At 58.6% G+C, this 15,793-nt stretch carries 15 protein-coding genes; 3 read left to right on the top strand and 12 right to left on the bottom strand.

Going from position 1 to position 15,793, the window contains the following annotated elements:
- Positions 1 to 107: 107 nt before the first annotated feature.
- A complete protein-coding gene (locus OS242_RS17925; protein ID WP_267153075.1) occupies positions 108 to 323 on the top strand; it encodes a hypothetical protein in 216 nt (71 codons plus the stop codon).
- 99 nt (positions 324 to 422) lie between these two features.
- Here the strand turns inward: OS242_RS17925 and OS242_RS17920 are convergent, their stop codons facing one another.
- From OS242_RS17920 to yycF, 5 genes are read right to left on the bottom strand one after another with little or no spacing between them, the layout of a single operon-like run.
- Positions 423 to 1,223 carry an MBL fold metallo-hydrolase gene (locus tag OS242_RS17920; protein WP_267153141.1) on the bottom strand — a complete coding sequence of 267 codons (801 nt, stop codon included), beginning with the start codon at positions 1,221 to 1,223 and terminating at the stop codon, positions 423 to 425.
- A gap of 17 nt (positions 1,224 to 1,240) precedes the next feature.
- Positions 1,241 to 2,104 (bottom strand): two-component system regulatory protein YycI, encoded by an 864-nt coding sequence (yycI, locus tag OS242_RS17915; RefSeq protein WP_267153074.1) that lies wholly within the window; start codon positions 2,102 to 2,104, stop codon positions 1,241 to 1,243.
- Entirely contained in the window at positions 2,091 to 3,461 is a 1,371-nt protein-coding gene (gene yycH, locus OS242_RS17910) for a two-component system activity regulator YycH (protein ID WP_267153073.1), read from the bottom strand. The genes yycI and yycH overlap by 14 nt, the downstream gene beginning before the upstream one ends.
- A gap of 3 nt (positions 3,462 to 3,464) precedes the next feature.
- Positions 3,465 to 5,243 carry an ATP-binding protein gene (locus OS242_RS17905; protein WP_267153072.1) on the bottom strand — a complete coding sequence of 593 codons (1,779 nt, stop codon included), beginning with the start codon at positions 5,241 to 5,243 and terminating at the stop codon, positions 3,465 to 3,467.
- A gap of 6 nt (positions 5,244 to 5,249) precedes the next feature.
- Positions 5,250 to 5,942, bottom strand: a complete 693-nt coding sequence (gene yycF / locus OS242_RS17900) for a response regulator YycF (RefSeq protein WP_267153071.1) — start codon at positions 5,940 to 5,942, stop codon at positions 5,250 to 5,252.
- A gap of 83 nt (positions 5,943 to 6,025) precedes the next feature.
- Here yycF and OS242_RS17895 point away from each other — a divergent pair, with 83 nt between their 5' ends.
- On the top strand, positions 6,026 to 6,451 hold the full coding sequence (locus OS242_RS17895; RefSeq protein WP_267153070.1) for a hypothetical protein: 426 nt from the start codon (positions 6,026 to 6,028) through the stop codon (positions 6,449 to 6,451).
- 74 nt (positions 6,452 to 6,525) lie between these two features.
- On the opposite strand, the gene OS242_RS17890 is transcribed toward OS242_RS17895, so the two are convergent.
- On the bottom strand, positions 6,526 to 7,818 hold the full coding sequence (locus tag OS242_RS17890; RefSeq protein ID WP_267153069.1) for an adenylosuccinate synthase: 1,293 nt from the start codon (positions 7,816 to 7,818) through the stop codon (positions 6,526 to 6,528).
- 343 nt (positions 7,819 to 8,161) lie between these two features.
- Here OS242_RS17890 and OS242_RS17885 point away from each other — a divergent pair, with 343 nt between their 5' ends.
- Positions 8,162 to 9,187, top strand: a complete 1,026-nt coding sequence (locus OS242_RS17885; protein ID WP_267153068.1) for a carbon-nitrogen hydrolase family protein — start codon at positions 8,162 to 8,164, stop codon at positions 9,185 to 9,187.
- A gap of 62 nt (positions 9,188 to 9,249) precedes the next feature.
- Here the strand turns inward: OS242_RS17885 and OS242_RS17880 are convergent, their stop codons facing one another.
- The 6 genes from OS242_RS17880 to OS242_RS17855 form a co-directional block, all read right to left on the bottom strand.
- On the bottom strand, positions 9,250 to 10,155 hold the full coding sequence (locus OS242_RS17880; protein WP_267153067.1) for a hypothetical protein: 906 nt from the start codon (positions 10,153 to 10,155) through the stop codon (positions 9,250 to 9,252).
- 5 nt (positions 10,156 to 10,160) lie between these two features.
- Positions 10,161 to 11,504, bottom strand: a complete 1,344-nt coding sequence (gene dnaB, locus OS242_RS17875; RefSeq protein WP_267153140.1) for a replicative DNA helicase — start codon at positions 11,502 to 11,504, stop codon at positions 10,161 to 10,163.
- A 20-nt stretch (positions 11,505 to 11,524) separates the two neighbouring features.
- Entirely contained in the window at positions 11,525 to 13,468 is a 1,944-nt protein-coding gene (lonC, locus tag OS242_RS17870) for a Lon family ATP-dependent protease (protein ID WP_267153066.1), read from the bottom strand.
- Positions 13,469 to 13,474: 6 nt separating this feature from the next.
- The gene (rplI, locus tag OS242_RS17865; protein WP_267153065.1) at positions 13,475 to 13,921 is read right to left on the bottom strand and encodes a 50S ribosomal protein L9; all 447 of its coding nucleotides are present in this window, start codon (positions 13,919 to 13,921) and stop codon (positions 13,475 to 13,477) included.
- Positions 13,922 to 14,068: 147 nt separating this feature from the next.
- Positions 14,069 to 14,386 (bottom strand): MazG-like family protein, encoded by a 318-nt coding sequence (locus tag OS242_RS17860; RefSeq protein ID WP_267153064.1) that lies wholly within the window; start codon positions 14,384 to 14,386, stop codon positions 14,069 to 14,071.
- 121 nt (positions 14,387 to 14,507) lie between these two features.
- Positions 14,508 to 15,761: an NAD(P)/FAD-dependent oxidoreductase gene (locus tag OS242_RS17855; protein WP_267153063.1), complete on the bottom strand. Its 1,254-nt coding sequence runs from the start codon at positions 15,759 to 15,761 to the stop codon at positions 14,508 to 14,510.
- Positions 15,762 to 15,793: the final 32 nt, after the last annotated feature.

Raw genomic sequence — 15,793 nt, 5'->3', positions numbered from 1 at the left:
CACAGTAATTGTTTTTCGCGATCCGCAGGTTTATTTTGCCACAAAAGGAGCAAACTATAAGCATGGCAGGCACAGAAACGCGCCGCACAGGTTCAGGAGGGATCATGATGAAACGTTTGAAGGAACTGCCGGGCGGGGTCGATGTGGTCGCGCAATTGGCCGATCTGAAGGAAGTCGACTACAAGAACACGCTCGTCGTCACGGCGCTGGTGGAGTTGCTCGTGGAAAAGGGGCTGCTCACCCGCCAAGAGGTGATTCAGAAAGCCCGGCAGCTCGACGTGGATCTCTCTCTGGAGTCGGATCGTTCGCTGTATGCCAACTGAGCTGCAAGCCAGCTTGCTTTTTTTGTCTCCCCCTTCTCTAAATTGAAAGCCCATCTCGCACGGAATCTGAGATGGGCCCTTTTTTTATTTCGTATGCACTTAGACTCTTTTGATCGCTTTCAAGGGCGTTGGCTTGTCCCGGTAGGTGTCGTGGAGGACGACTTCCCGACCGACGTCAAATCCGTTTTGCATCAGGATGCCGCGCACGGTGATCTCGGCGATCTCCGGCATGTTGTTGTCCGGGGAGAGATGCGCGAGGTAGACGTCTTTGGAATCGCCGCTGAGCACTTCGGTCAGCGCGTCCCCTGCCATCTCATTGGACAGGTGGCCTTTGTCGCCGAGGATGCGCTTTTTGACGGTCCACGGGTGCGGACCGACACGGAGCATCTCGACGTCGTGGTTCGACTCAAAGATATAGGCGTCTGCGCCTTGGATCGCCGTTTTGACGCGGTCGCTGACGTAGCCGAGGTCGGTGGCGAGGGTGAGTTTGGTCTCATTTTGAAAGAAGTTGAATCCGACCGGCTCTCTCGCGTCGTGGGAGATCGGGAACGGTTCGATCTTCAGGTCGCCAAAGGACAGCGAGTCCTGGATGGCAAAGGTGTGTTGTTGCTCCACGGCGATGTCGCCGACGTATTTTTCCATGCCCGCCCAGGTGCCTGCGGTGGCGTAGACGGGGAGGTTTTTGTATTTGCGGGCCATGACGCCGACCCCTTTGACGTGGTCGGAGTGCTCATGGGTGACGAGCAACGCGTCGAGTCCGTCTGCCGTCACGCCGATCTCTTCCATCGCGGCGGCGATCTGTTTGCCGCTGACTCCGGCGTCGATCAGGACTTTGGCTTCTTCCGACTCCACATAGATCGCGTTGCCCGTGCTCCCGCTGCAAAGTACGCTAAAGCGAATCAACGCGGTTCCTCCTTCTATTGCGTGTCCCCGTTCTCCACCGAACCGGTGAAGGCGTTGACATAGTAGACCGTACGGTCGGTGACGATGCGCCAGACGGGCGCGAGATACCACACGTCGGCATCGTCATAGTTGGGGCTGTAGTAGCCGAGGCGAATGTCGCGGATGACGTCCCCTTCAGCGGGGAATGTCTTCGGGTCGAGGGTCTCGACCATCGAGCGCATGGCGCTCACCGCTGACAGGACGCGGCGTTCGATGTCGTCTTCGCCGCCGATCTCCAGCGCCTTTTGATTATAGCCGATGATCTCCGAATTTTGAAGTTCCACTTCGAGGGAAGCGGAGAACACCGGTCGTTTCTGGTGGTGCTGGTAAAAGCGGTGCAGACCGTCGTCCGAGAGGATCAGGTCTTCGCTGTAGAGGCTGCTGCGCCAGACGGTGTTCCCGATCTTTTGCAGGATCTTGTCGCTGGCCTTGGCCGGGCCTCCCCCGTCCAGTTTGACCGGCGGCAGATAGCGGACGCGGAAAAATCCGTCCGCCGTGGTCTGAAAGTCGCCGTCGGCGGTGCGGTAGACGACGGTGCCTTTGCTTTTGTCGTCCTCGACGAGCTGCGGCCGACGCTGCGTCTCCTGCACGATGACCGGCACGGGCTGCGACGGCGAGGAGACCTGCAGGAAGCGCATGCCCGGCGTCTCGCGAGGGATGTCGGCCTGCAGGGTGATCCGGCGTTCGGCGAGCAGGCTGCGCAGCTCTTGCAGTTGGGTGGAAAACGACTGGACGTAGCCTGCCTCTTGCTGCTGGGCGGCGTAGTATTGCCAGCCGAGCAGGATGTCGAGGAGGAGAAAGGCGACGATCAGATAGGTTTTGGCTTTACTCCAATCCACGCAGGTTCCCCTCCTCGATCAGCAGTTGTTCTCCGGTGACCGCGTCAAAGACGGCGCTGCGCCGCTCGCCGGCCTGTTCGATGACGTAGACCGGGTAGAGGTCGACGAGCTCTCCGCGCGCGTTGCGGGCCAGATAGGCGAGGTAGACGTCGGTGATGCGGTTGCGGTCGATCAGCACGCCGTCCGCCGTCGCCCGCTCGATCAGCTCGCGTCCGGACAGCACATCCGCGTCGCGGGTGCGATACGGTTTGCCGAGTGTGGACTGGGAGCGCTTCATGCCGCCGACTTCCTGATCGACGATGCGCACGTAGATCGTCGAGATGTCGCTGATCACCGGGATGCCGGTGATGTGCTGACGGAAATCGAACACACGTCCCTCGATGCCGTTGTTCAACGGGAAGCTGCGCAGTTCATGAGCAAGTATGACGGTGGAGGAAAATCCGCCGTGTTCATTGGCAAAGTTCAGCGCCTGCACGACGCCGGAGTCGCCGTCCTGACGGGCGGTGCGACGGTTGGCGGCGATGTTGCGGTAGATGATCTCACCGTCCGCTTTGCCGACGCGCACGGAGCGGGAGCCGTCGGTGACGATCTGGGAGCCGTCCCGTTCGAGCACGCGGCGGGTCAGCGATCTGTCGGCAAAGAAGGTGTCGATCAGCCGCTTGGTATTCGGCGCTTCGTTGATCTCCGCCGTGTACAGCGCGACCGGACGCCGCTGGGCAGGCAGGTAGAAATTTTTATGCAAGCTCTGCCCGAACAGGTCGTACAACACGCCTCCCTGTACATCGGCAAACAGCTTGCTCGGCCGGTCGTTCGGCAGGACGACGCGGGATATGTACATGCGGTTGTCCGGCCCGCCGTGGAAGAGGGCACGCCAGTCGTTGTCCTCCGGGGCGCGGAACAGGTAGATCGTTTTCGCCTGCATCGACGGGTCGAGGTTGGACGTGAAGTTGATCAACTTCGACTGTTCGATGGTCGGTGCCGACATGGCGACGTCAAATTCGTATTGGAGGCTCGGGCCTCTGCCCACGATGTCGGCCCACTCTTCTTCGCCGTAGTCGGTGGTGATGCGGATGTCGAAGAAGGAGGCGTCGCGCAGCAGATCGACGCCGTCCTGATACGCATTTTCCCCGGGAAATAATACGGTGTGTCGCTGCTCCCCGAAATGGACGACCAACAGACGCGGGTGCAGCACGCTCTGCAAGGTGCGCTGGTAGATCGGGTCGGTGACGCCATTGCTGAGGTACTGCGGGCCGTCGATCGCCTCGAACTGCGGCGTCGTGCGCCAGATGCCGAGCGACAAGGTCAGGGACAGCAGGACGAGGAGGGTGAGCAGACCGGATTTCAATTTCTCCCGCATCGGTTACGCACCTCCTGTCGCGACAGGCAAGGTGAAGGAGACGGCTGTGCCCTGCCCTTCTTCGCTGTCGATGCGGATCTGACCGCCGTGTTTTTCAATGATGCCGCGGGCGATTGACAGCCCAAGTCCTGTGCCGCCCGCCTGTCGGGAGCGGGCTTTGTCGACGCGGTAAAATCGGTCAAAGATTTGCGGCAGATCCGATTTGGGGATGCCGACGCCGGTGTCGGTGATCTGGACGAGCACGTGTTTGCCGGAGACGCGGGCGGCGGTGATCGAGATGCGGCCGTCTTCCGGGGTGTATTTGATCGCGTTGGAGATCAGGTTGTCAAAGACCTGATCCAGTTTGTCCGGGTCGACGTTGACGACGAGGTTGTTCGGCACCTCGAAGGACAGGGCGACTTTTTGCCGTTGCAACTGCATGGTAAATCGGAACGACGCTTTTTGCACGAGGTCTCGCAAGGAATGCGGGGCGATCGCCCACGACTCGCGCTGGGCATCGAGGCGCGACAGTTGGAGCAGGTCGGTGACGAGGCGCACCATGCGGTCGGTCTCGCCGGAGATGACGGAGAGAAACCGCTTGGCATGGTCGGGCGACTCGATGGCGCCGTCTTCCAACGCTTCGATGTAGCTTTTGACGGTCGTCAGCGGCGTGCGGATCTCGTGGGAGACGTTGGCGACAAAGTCCCGTCTCGCCCGGTCCTCCCGCTCCTGATCGGTGATGTCGCGCAGGACGATGACCGCACCCCGCTCCTCTTCGGTGTCACCGCGAAACGGCGTCGAGTAGGCGTGCAGGATGCGACCCGACGAGCTCTCCAGCGTAAATTCGTGCGTGGAGGCGACGAGCGACAGGCTTTCGTCGTCGTCCTGGAGGATCATCATCGTCTCGATGGGACGATCCAGCAGCCCCTCGGTCTCGTCGGTGCCGAGCAGCTTGGCCGCCGCCGGGTTGACGAGCAGGATGCGGTGCGCGGCGTCGACGGCGATCACGCCGTCCGACATCGTCTGGAGGATCGCTTCGATCTTTTCTTTTTCCTGCTCGTTTTCGGTGAGGGCATGACGGAGGCGGTGCCGCAGCGTGTTGAACATCACGGCGAGCTGCCCGATCTCGTCGTCCCCCCGTACTTCGACTTCCTGATCAAAATCACCGCGGGCCATCGCCGCCGCTTTTTTGGTGATCTCGACGATGGGGTTGGTGATCGTGCGCGAGAGGAAGATGATCAGCACGGCGGTGAGGAGCAGAGCGAGCGCGGTGCCCGTGTAAAAGATCACGGTGATGTCGCGGATCGTCTGGTAGACGGACGACAGCGTGGCGCTGCAATAGACCACCCCGAGCGTCTGGTTGCCCTGCTTGACCGGCAAGGCGAGGTAGAGATATCGCTGTCCGCTCTTCGGGTCTTCCTTGATCGTCTCGACGGTCGCGCCGAGCAGGGCCCGGGTGACTTCCGACTGCACCGACTTTTGGTGCAGGAACGCCATGTTGCCCGAGGTGGCGACGAGCACGGAGTTGGCGTTGACGATGTTGATCTCCGCACCGGCGACGTTGGCAAACGATTCGGCGAGGTAGGTCAGATCGCCTTGCTGGTCTTTCTTCTCCCCCGTCTGCGCGAGGTACGGCGGCAGGACGTCGGTGAGCACCTGCACTTGGCCGGTGATCTTTTCTTGGAAGGAATTGAGGAAGTGGGCGTTGACCTTCTGAATAAAATAAAAACCGATCACCTGCATCGCGACGAGGATGACGAGCAGGTAGAGCATGACGAGTTTCCACTGAATACTTTTCAGCAACGTCCGCTACCTCTTCAAGGTGTAGCCGACGCCGCGTCGGGTCATGATGTACTCCGGCGAGCTCGGGTCGTCCTCGATCTTCTCGCGCAGGCGGCGGATCGTGACGTCGACGGTGCGAACGTCGCCAAAATAGTCGTAACCCCACACTTCCTGGAGCAGTTGCTCGCGGGTGAGCACGGTGCCGCGATGTTTGATCAGGTAGACGAGCAGTTCAAACTCGCGGTGGGTGAGGTCGAGCGTTTTGTCCCGCTTGGTGACTTCGTAGGTAGCGGTGTCGACGACCAGTTGGCCGACGGTGTATTTGGGCTTTTGCTCGCCTTTTTGCTCCGGCACTTGGCGGCGCAGGTTGGCTTTGACGCGGGCCAGCAGCTCGCGGGTGGAGAACGGCTTGGTCACGTAGTCGTCCGCGCCGATCTCAAGGCCGAGCACTTTGTCGATCTCGGTGTCGCGGGCGGTGAGCATGATGATCGGCGTCTGCGAGAAGGTGCGGATCTCGCGGCAGACTGCGTAGCCGTCTTTTTTGGGGAGCATGATGTCGAGCAGGATCAGGTCGGGCTTTTCGGCGGTCGCTTTGTCCACCGCTTCTTCGCCGTCGTGGGCGAGCACGACGTGGTAGCCTTCTTTTTCGAGCGAAAATTTCAATATATCAGCAATCGGAAGCTCGTCGTCGACGACGAGGATCTTCTGTTCGTAGGTCATGGTCATCACTCCTTTACTCGTTATTGTATCACGCACTCTCCTGCGAGACACACTAAGTCACAGGAAAAGGAGGGATCTTGCAGTTGAACAACAAAGAAGCGAGCACCCAAGCGGTGGGGCAAAATGAGCAGGCGATCCTCGCCTATTTCAAGTCGGCGTCCGATGCGGAGAAGGCGGCGAAGGAATTGAAAGAGTCGATGAATCTCTCCCAAGAGAATCTGAAGATCGATCAGTTCAACTCGGTCACCGGCACCGGCGACGGCAACGATGTGATCTCCAACCCGATCACAGGTGAGATCTCCTCGCACGCGACGATCGTCGGCGGCGAGAACGATCTCTCTTCGCGCGGCTCCGGTATCCTGCTCGGGGCGAGCCCGGTGGTGTCCGGGATGAGCGACGGCGACATGCAGATGGTGACGGGACGCAACTTCCAACTGGTCGCCATCGTAGGGAAAAACGAGGTCGAACGCGCCCTGAAAGTGATCGAGAAGTGCGGGGGGCATCATTAGACGTAAAGAAAGACCTTCATCAGAAAAAGCCCGCTGTCGTGAGGACAGCGGGCTTTTTGATGTGTTGTTTGCGATTACTTGCTCTCGTACAGTTCGACGACCGGGATGGTTTGCTCACGGCCCGGGCCGACGGAGAGGATCGCCAGCGGTACGTTGGTGACCTCTTCGATTTTGCGGATGTACGCTTTGGCGTTTTCCGGGAGTTCGTCGAAGTTGCGGACGCCGGAGATGTCTTCGGTCCAGCCCGGCAGCGTTTCGTAGACCGGCTGGCATTGTGCCAACGCCTTGAGCGAGGTCGGGAACTCACGCACCGTCTCGCCGTTCAGGGTGTAGGCGACGCAGACTTTCAGCTCCGGCATCCCGGTGAGGATGTCGAGGCGGGTCAGCGCCATGCCGCTCAGACCCGATACGCGGCGCGCGTGGCGGACGACCAGCGCGTCAAACCAGCCGCAACGGCGCGGACGACCCGTGGTGGTGCCGTACTCGCGGCCCGCTTCACGGATGAAGTCGCCGGTCTCGTCGAGCAGCTCGGTCGGGAACGGACCGTCGCCGACGCGGGTGCTGTACGCTTTGACAACGCCGACGACCTTGTCGATCTTGGTCGGGCCGACGCCGGCGCCGATGGTGACGCCGCCTGCCGCCGGGTTGGAGGAGGTGACGTACGGGTAGGTGCCTTGGTCGATGTCCAGCATCGAAGCTTGTGCGCCTTCGAAGAGGATGTCGGTGCCGCGGTCGATCTCGTCGTTGAGCACGACCGAGGTGTCGGTGATGTACGGGCGCAGAGTCTCTGCGTAGCCCATGTACTCGGTGAGGATCGCGTCAAAGTCAAACGGTTCTGCGCCGTACAGTTTGACGAGCAGATCGTTTTTCAGCGCGAGGTTGCGCTTGAGTGCCGCAGCAAACTCTTCCTCGTCGATCAGGTCGATCATGCGGATGCCGATGCGGGCAGCCTTGTCCATGTACGCCGGGCCGATGCCCTTTTTGGTGGTGCCGATCTTCGCATCGCCTTTGCTCTCCTCTTCGAGCTCGTCGAGCTTGAGGTGATACGGCAGCACGAGGTGCGCGCGGTCGGAGATGCGAAGCCCTTCGGTGGAGACACCCTTGTCTTTCAGGTACTCCAGCTCTTTCACCAGCGCAGCCGGGTTGACGACCATGCCGTTGCCGACGACGCAGATTTTCTCCGGATAGAAAATACCGGACGGAATCAGATGCAATTTATATTCGATACCTTTGATCCAGATCGTATGCCCAGCGTTGTTCCCGCCTTGATAACGAGCCACTACGCCAGCTTTTTCTGCCAGAAAGTCGGTAATTTTACCTTTTCCTTCGTCGCCCCATTGGGTGCCGACGACGACTACCGTTGCCATGCAGCAACACCTCCAACTGTTAACATACCCGCCCGTAGGCAAGGTTAGCCAAGCAAAAGAAGTGTAGCAAGTTTTCCGCTTCCTGTCAATAAAAAACCGAACATTGGGTTTAAAATATGAGTTTTATGTTCGCTTTTTGATCTGCGAAATGACTTTGGTCTTACCCCTAAAATTGAAATGCCGGGAGGAAAGCGTATTTGCGGAGAGAATGAATGTTACTTGAAATGCTGGCAAAATAACTATTTGGGCATATTTACCCAAGAGTGTTTATATGAGATAATTCTGTTTATAGGTTCGTTTCAATACTGCTAATTTGAACATGGTTTTTTGAGGAGGAGTACACATGGCAACGGCCCCGTATCGCATAGCAATCGTCACTGCCCCCCCTGTTTACCTTGATCTTCAAGCCTCTCTGGAAAAGGCCTGCGAACTGATTGCAGACGCAGCCAAAAATGGTGCGAAAGTGGTCTATTTCGGCGAGTCTTGGTTGCCGGGTTACCCCTTCTGGGTCTGGCTCCGTGCGGTGCCGGACTCGATGCCGCTGACGGCGCGCCTGGTGGAGAACAGCTTGACGATCAAGAGCCGGGAAACGCAGAAATTGTGCCGGGCAGCTCGAGACAACAACATTCACGTCGTGATGGGCATCAATGAAAAAGACGGGGGCACGCTGTATAATTCCCTGCTGTTTATCGACGACAAAGGGCGCATCCCGCTCGTACGACGCAAGATCAAGCCGACCGGCGCTGAGCGCATGGTCTGGGGTCAAGGCGACGGCGCGTGCCTGACGGTCGTCAAAACGGACAACGTGGGCGTCCTCGGCGGACATCTCTGCTGGGAGCACACGATGCCGGGTCTGGACGGTGCGTTCTGCGCGCAAGGCGAGCAGGTTCACTTTGCGGCATGGCCGTCGTTCTGCCTGGAGTTGGATTTCTCGCTGGGTCTGCAAGCGAACGCTGCGATGGCGCAGTCGTACGCGATCCGCACCCAGTCTTTCGTCGTCAATGCGGCGACGGTCATCACGCAAGAGGTCGTCGATATCGTCAACGTGACCGAGCGCGACCATCAGCTGTTCCATACGGGCGGCGGGTATGCGCAGGTGTTTGCACCGAACGGGATTCCGTTGATGCAAGTGCCGGATGAGCATGAGGCGGGTATCTTCTACCAAGACATCAACCTGCAGCTGATCTCGTTTGCGAAAATGATCTGTGATACGGCCGGTCACTATTCGCGTCCGGACCTGATCAACATCACGGTCAACAAAGCGACTCAACGTCCGGTTGATTTTGTGGATGAAGATCTGACGCCGGATGCGCATAAACATGTCGCGGTCGGCTCGTTTGAGCAGGAAGCGGCCGCTGCGAAAGAGTAAGCGGTTGCAAGAGCAGACATCGAAAAAGCACCCTTGTCGAGGGTGCTTTTTTGTATATCCGTTTAGTTGAGCAGATCCTGCCGGAACGTCCAGAGGACGCGCGGGCCGTCGACGATGCGGGCGTAGTCGCCCAGTTCGATCTTGTAGCGGGCAAAATAGTCGGCCCGGGACAAGGGATAGTCGGACGACGGAACTTTGTAGTCATCGAGGGTGAAGATCGGCGGGCCGAACCACCACGGTTTGAGCACGAGGAAGGCCTCGCCCTGTTGGTAGGCAGGCACCTCCGAGCGCACGTGGTCCGGCACATCATGGACGTAGCCGAGCCGTCCGTAGGCCAGCGTGAGCAGGATCACCGCCGGGGTGAAGAACATCAGCAACGCCCACTGCCAACGGCTGTAAAAAGGGCGGGCTTCGTCTTCTTCGACGACCGTGTCCGGTTCCTCGGTGCTCGCCTCAGACACAGGCAAAGAGACCACAGGCACCTCCGCCCCCGCCGGAACGGCACGCAACCCCAATGCCTCAGAAGGGGCCAGATCAGACTGCTGCACGCGTTCGGTTGATCTCAAAGATGCTTCCGGCTGCTTAGCGAGTTCAAATGATCTCGCAGTCAAGTCCGTTTGCTGAGTGAGTTCTATTGATCTCGCAGTCAAGTCCGTTTGCTGAGTGAGTTCCGTTGATCTCGCAGTCACGTCCGGTTGTTGAGCGAGTTCTTTTGATCTCGCAGTCACGTCCGGTTGTTGAGCGAGTTCGGTTGATCTCGCAGTCGCTTCAGGTTGTTGAGCGAGTTCTTTTGATCTCGCAGTCACGTCCGGTTGTTGGACGCGTTCGGTTGTGGTCGGTGATGCTTCGATTTGGATCTTTTTTGCTTGTGGTTTATCTTTTTGTTTCTTTTTCTTGCCGTGGGTCAGTTTTCGGCTGGGCAGTTCCATGCCGAGTTCCCAGGCGGTGTCTTTCAGGTCTTCACTCATGATCCTTAAGCTCCGGGCGCTCTCTCCAAGGAGACGAATTTGTTGAAGTTTTTCAGAAAGACGAGCTCTACGGTGCCCGTCGGACCGGAACGCTGTTTCGCGATGATAAATTCGACGATGTTTTTGCGCTCCGACTCCGGGTTGTAGTAGTCGTCACGGTACAGGAACGAAACGATATCGGCGTCCTGCTCGATGGAGCCGGACTCACGAAGGTCGGACATCATCGGTCGCTTGTCCTGACGCGACTCAACAGAACGAGACAGCTGCGACAATGCGATGACCGGCACGTTCAATTCACGGGCGATCAACTTCAGCGTACGCGAGATCTCGGAGACCTCCTGCTGTCGGTTGTCCCCTTTGCCGCGTCCTTGAATCAGTTGCAGATAGTCGATCATGATCAAGCCGATCCCGTGCTCCGCCTTCAGACGGCGGCACTTCGCACGGATATCCTGCACGGTGATGCCCGGCGTGTCATCGATATAGATCGGCGCTTCAGAAAGCGTACCGACCGCCATCGTCAACTTCGGCCAGTCATCCTCGTCGAGAAAACCGCTCCGCATCTTCCCTGCATCGATGTTTGCCTCCGCACAGAGCATCCGTTGCACCAACTGCTCGGCACCCATCTCAAGCGAAAAGATCGCGACGGTCTCCCGCGCACGGACCGCGATGTTCTGTGCGATGTTCAACGCAAACGCCGTCTTGCCAACGGCCGGACGGGCCGCGAGGATGATCAGGTCGGAGCGGTTAAATCCGTTCGTCATTTTATCCAAGTCCGGATAGCCGGACGGAATGCCGGTGACGTTGCCTTTGTTGTTAAACAAAAACTCGATCCGCTCAAACGTCCCGAGCAGCACGTCCTTGATCGGGGTAAAGCCCTTGCCAAGCGCGCCCTGCTGCGAGATCTCCAAGATCCGCTTCTCCGCGTCGCCGAGCATGTCCTCGACGTCCACGCCCGTCTCATAGCCGGTAGACGCGATCTTGGTCGCCGTGTTGATCAGTCGGCGCAGGACCGATTTTTCCCGCACCAGCGTCGCGTAATACTCGACGTTGGCAGCCGTCGGGACAGCGTTCGCAAGATGAGCGAGGTACGCGACCCCGCCCACATCATCGATCTGCCCTTCATTTTGCAACGCGGCCGTCACCGTGACCAAGTCGACCGGATCGCCGTTGTTTGCCGTTTTCAAGATCGCTTCAAAAATCATCTGATGCGTCTTGCGGTAAAAGTCTTCCGTCTGCAACAGTTCGCTGACCGTGGTCAGTGCATCCGCCTCGATCAAGATCGCGCCGAGGACGGCTTGCTCCGCCTCAATATTCTGCGGCGGGACCCGTTGCTCTACCTGTTCCTCTATCAAGATCTTGACCCCCTCTATTAGCTGGCAACGAACGCCTGTTGCGATTCAAACACGATGTTCAGCACTTCATCGATCGTCTGCACGCAATGCACCTCGACGTCTTCCAAATTGGCCGGGACGTCGCGGCGGTTGTCGTGCGGAACGAGGACTTTGGTGATGCCGGCTTGACGCGCGCCGAAGATCTTTTCGAACACGCCGCCGACCGGCTTCACCCGGCCTTGGATCGAGATCTCGCCGGTGATGGCGAGGTTTTGCGGAATCGGCTTTTCCGTCAGAGCGCTGTAGATCGCCAGCGTGATCGCCACGCCTGCGGACGGGCCGTCGATCTTGCCGCCGCCCACCGCGTTGACGTGGATGTCGTAGTCGGCGATGTCTTTGCCCGTGATCCGGCGCAGCACGGCCGATGCGTTAAAGATCGAGTCTTTCCACATCGAGCCTGCCGTGTCGTTAAAGCGCAGACGGCCTTTACCCGCCTCTGCAGCCGGGTACGCCACCGCTTCGATCTCCAGCACCGAGCCCATAAATCCGGCGACCGCAAGACCGTGGATCTTGCCGGTCAGCTCGCTGACCTCTTCCGTCTTTTCTTTGACATACGGCACGAGGCGGTTCATGCGCAGGACTTCTTCGATATCGTCCTGCCCAATCGTGACGTTTTCCAGCTCTCCTTGCGTCTTGTACACGGCGAGGCCGTGCGCGTCGGCCAGCAGGTTGACCGCTTTGCGGCCTTCGATGGTGTATTGCGAGATGGTCTTCGCCACTTCCCCTTCGATCTGCACGCCGAGGCGGTCGGCCGCGCCGTTGACGATCGTCTCCACCTGATCGGGCACCAGCGGCTCAAAGAAGATCTCCGCACAGCGGGAACGCAGTGCTGGATTGATCTCCGACGGGTCACGCGTGGTCGCGCCGATCAGGATGAAGTCGGCCGGTGCTCCCTCGTTGAACAGCTTTTGAATGTACTTCGGAACGTTCGCATCGTCCGGATCGTAATACGGCGATTCGAAGGAGACGCGCTTGTCCTCCAGCACTTTCAAAAGTTTGTTCTGCAACACCGGATCGAGTTCGCCGATCTCGTCAATAAATAAAATACCTCCGTGCGCGTCGGTGACCAGTCCCGGCTTTGGCTCCGGCACGGCGGTGTCCGCGAGATCGCGGCGCGCACCTTGATAGATCGGATCATGCACCGACCCGAGCAGCGGGTTGGTGATGTCGCGCGGGTCCCAGCGCAGGGTCGTGCCGTCGACTTCGACAAACGGCGCTTCCTTGGCAAACGGGGACGAGCCGAGCTTGACCGCTTCCTGCAGCGCGATCCGGGCTGCCGTCGTCTTGCCGACGCCGGGCGGGCCGTAGATCAGGATGTGCTGCGGGTACGGGCTGGCCAGTTTGGAGAGCAGCGCACGTTTGGACTGCTCTTGCCCGACGATCTGGTCCATCTCGGTCGGACGCACCAGTTCATAGGTCGATTTGGACAGCTTGATCGTGTCGAGCTTTTCCAGTTTGGCGTACTTTTTCAGAGTCTGGGCGTTTTCCGGTCCGGCATTTTCCTTGACCAGTTGCCCGCGGATCTCTTTGATATAGTCTTCATGCTTTTCCTGCATGCGGTCGTTCACGCGGCGTTCCAGCTCTTCCTCGACGCTCTTTCTGGCAAGCGTGTTGGCAATCTGCTCTTCCACCTCGTTGAGAATCTCCGGGATGCGGTCCGGGGTCGGACGCTCTTCGATCGCCGGGTTTTCAAAGACGATGCGCTGCAAAGCCATGATGCGGTCCTCGACCGAGGAGGAGCGCATCAGGGAGAGTGCCTCCAGCTTGCCCGCCCGCAACACCAGTTTGTCTGGTCCATAAAGACTGCTCAGAACGCCAAACAATGCGGTGACCTGACGGCGGACCGCCTCTTCGTTTTCCAACTTTTCGTGCAGCTTACTGCCAGGTATTTTGTTCAGTTTCTTAAGCAGTTTCTTCAGCATGTGTGATTACTCCGATACTACCTGCACGCGCAGTTCGGTGGTCACTTCCGGGTGGAGTTTTACCGGCACCACGGTCGTACCGAGCGATTTGATCGCGTCGTCCAGGAGAATTTTTCGTTTGTCGATGTTGAGCTTCTTTTGCTCTTTCAACGCATCGGCGATCTGCTTGGAGGAGACGGCGCCAAACACGCGGCCGCCTTCGCCCGACTTGGTCTTGACGATGACGGTCGTCTCTTTGATCACCGCTGCCAGCTCTTTTGCTTCGGCCAGCACGGCAGCCGCTTTGCGCGCTTCGCCCGCTTCCGCTTGCTTGAGTTTGTTTACGTTTTCAGCGGTCGCCTCGACAGCGACACCTTTTTTAAAAAGGAAGTTTTGCGCGTAGCCCGCGGACACTTCCTTGACTTCACCTTTTTTGCCTTGCCCTTTGACGTCTTGCAGGAATACTACCTTCATGAGTAAACCCTCCGTTTCTATCAGTTATACCATGATTTTAGTCTATTTCGGCATTGAAAGTGTTGACAAATCAGTGAGTCCTATGCAGAAAAAACCCTGACAGGCGTCTCCCGCGAAGGGTTTTGCCCGTACAAGGTACCAGTCTGCTCACTTCTTGCGCTTGATATGGTCGCGCAGTCCGGACAGGTCTCCGTACCACTCTTCCGCCTGATGTCCGAGTTCGATGCTCTTTTCCACTTTCGACAGCACCGATCGGTCGAGTTCATGAAATTGGATGCCGCAGCGCCGTGCGAGCACGTACGCAAAGACGACGATGTTGGAAATCGAGTCGAGCAGCACCGTTTCGCTGCCCTTCAAAAAGCCGCGATAGAGTCCCGACACGCTGTCGAGCAACTCCGCTTTTAACCATTCGATCATGCGAATGTTCTTCGCGATGTCCATGTCTTTCTGCTGGAAGTCACGCATGGGAAACCTCCTATCCTCTCCCTCGTACCTGTATCTGTTCTACAAAGCTCCTGCCACTTCCTGCACAAAAAACGGCAGAGCCGCGAGGACTCTGCCGTCAGGATAGCATTCTCATACCGTTCTAGGAAACAGCTTGGTGCTCTTGATTGTTCTCTCGGGTCAAAGCCAGCGTCAGGTCGTTGTGATCGGCGGTGTAGTTGTAGAAGCCGAGGTACTTTTCCTTGGCCACCTCATCGCCTTTGATCTGACGGTACATCTCCAGCTCTTCCGGCGTGTGGCTGGTCACCTTGGTCAGGCTGCAGGCCACCTCGTAGCGCGCCATAAATTCGTCCTCGAGGGTCGACTGATACTCGGCTGCCATCTCGCTCCAGGACTTGTCCCAGCCGCGGTCGCGGTGTTTGATCAGGACTTCGGCGAGGATCTTCGCGCCGAAGACGGCGTCGTGCATGCCTTGGCCAAGGCCCGGGTCTTTGAAGCAGACAGCGTCGCCGACCAACGCAAACCCGTCTCCCATGCCTTCGTACCAGTAGTTGTCATAGGCGATGATGCCCTTCATCGGTTCGACCAGCACGCTGTCGGCGATGCGCTCCGCCTGACGCGGGAAATACTCGGCGTACAGTTCGCGGATCGCCTGCTCCGGCTCGGTCTTGAAGCCGTTCATCCAACGCGTGTCTTTCAGCGGCACGTTCGCGACGATGACGTGTTGCTTGTCGGATGTCGGGAAGACGTAGGCGCGGTACTCGCTGTTGGTGGAGATCTCAAACTGGATGTGGTCGAAGTTGTGCACGCCTTCGAAGTAGCCGTAGTAAGTCGCCCACTCGGTCGGGGTCGCCGTCTTCTGCACCGCGCCCGCCTCGCGACGAATCGTCGAGGTGCGGCCGTCCGCGCCGATCACGATCTTGCCGTAATACTCGCTGACGTTGTTTTCGCGGTCGCGTCCGCGGATGCCGACGATCTTGTCGCCTTCGCGGATCAGCTCGGTGACGCGGAATCCTTCGACCGCCGTGACGTTGTCATGGCTGATCGCATGGTCGAGCAGGATCTTGTCAAAATGGGTGCGGCGGAAGCAGTAGCTGTTGCTCTCGCCCTGATAGGAGGGCATGACGCCCTCGATGACCACATCGTCATGCTGCAAACGGCAGTGCGTCATCGCCGGAGTGTCGGTCTCCAGCAATTTGTCCAGCACGCCGATCTCACGCAGGCAATGCACCGTATTGTTGAAAATCGTGTGAGTGGAGATCACGTCGCTCGGGAAAAACGAGCGGTCGACCAGCAACACTTCAAAACCGGCCTGAGCCAAACGGGTCGCCGTGTTCGACCCGGCGCAACGAGCGCCCACCACAATCGCATCAAACATTTTGTTGTTCATCATCATCAGCAGTCTCCTCCTAGTAGGAAATCTGCCCT

Source organism: Tumebacillus lacus (assembly GCF_026410385.1).
Taxonomy (GTDB): domain Bacteria; phylum Bacillota; class Bacilli; order Tumebacillales; family Tumebacillaceae; genus Tumebacillus; species Tumebacillus lacus.
Note: the sequence above shows the minus strand (reverse complement) of the source record. Positions and strands in the feature narration are given on the sequence as shown.

What these genes read in the sequence shown, in the direction of transcription:
- OS242_RS17890 (WP_267153069.1), bottom strand. Translation starts at nt 7,818, where the DNA reads ATGGCAACGGTAGTCGTCGTCGGCACCCAATGGGGCGACGAAGGAAAA.
- OS242_RS17880 (WP_267153067.1), bottom strand. Translation starts at nt 10,155, where the DNA reads ATGAGTGAAGACCTGAAAGACACCGCCTGGGAACTCGGCATGGAACTG.
- OS242_RS17855 (WP_267153063.1), bottom strand. Translation starts at nt 15,761, where the DNA reads ATGATGATGAACAACAAAATGTTTGATGCGATTGTGGTGGGCGCTCGT.
- OS242_RS17925 (WP_267153075.1), top strand. Translation starts at nt 108, where the DNA reads ATGAAACGTTTGAAGGAACTGCCGGGCGGGGTCGATGTGGTCGCGCAA.
- yycH (WP_267153073.1), bottom strand. Translation starts at nt 3,461, where the DNA reads ATGCGGGAGAAATTGAAATCCGGTCTGCTCACCCTCCTCGTCCTGCTG.
- lonC (WP_267153066.1), bottom strand. Translation starts at nt 13,468, where the DNA reads ATGCTGAAGAAACTGCTTAAGAAACTGAACAAAATACCTGGCAGTAAG.
- OS242_RS17885 (WP_267153068.1), top strand. Translation starts at nt 8,162, where the DNA reads ATGGCAACGGCCCCGTATCGCATAGCAATCGTCACTGCCCCCCCTGTT.
- yycF (WP_267153071.1), bottom strand. Translation starts at nt 5,942, where the DNA reads ATGACCTACGAACAGAAGATCCTCGTCGTCGACGACGAGCTTCCGATT.
- rplI (WP_267153065.1), bottom strand. Translation starts at nt 13,921, where the DNA reads ATGAAGGTAGTATTCCTGCAAGACGTCAAAGGGCAAGGCAAAAAAGGT.
- OS242_RS17860 (WP_267153064.1), bottom strand. Translation starts at nt 14,386, where the DNA reads ATGCGTGACTTCCAGCAGAAAGACATGGACATCGCGAAGAACATTCGC.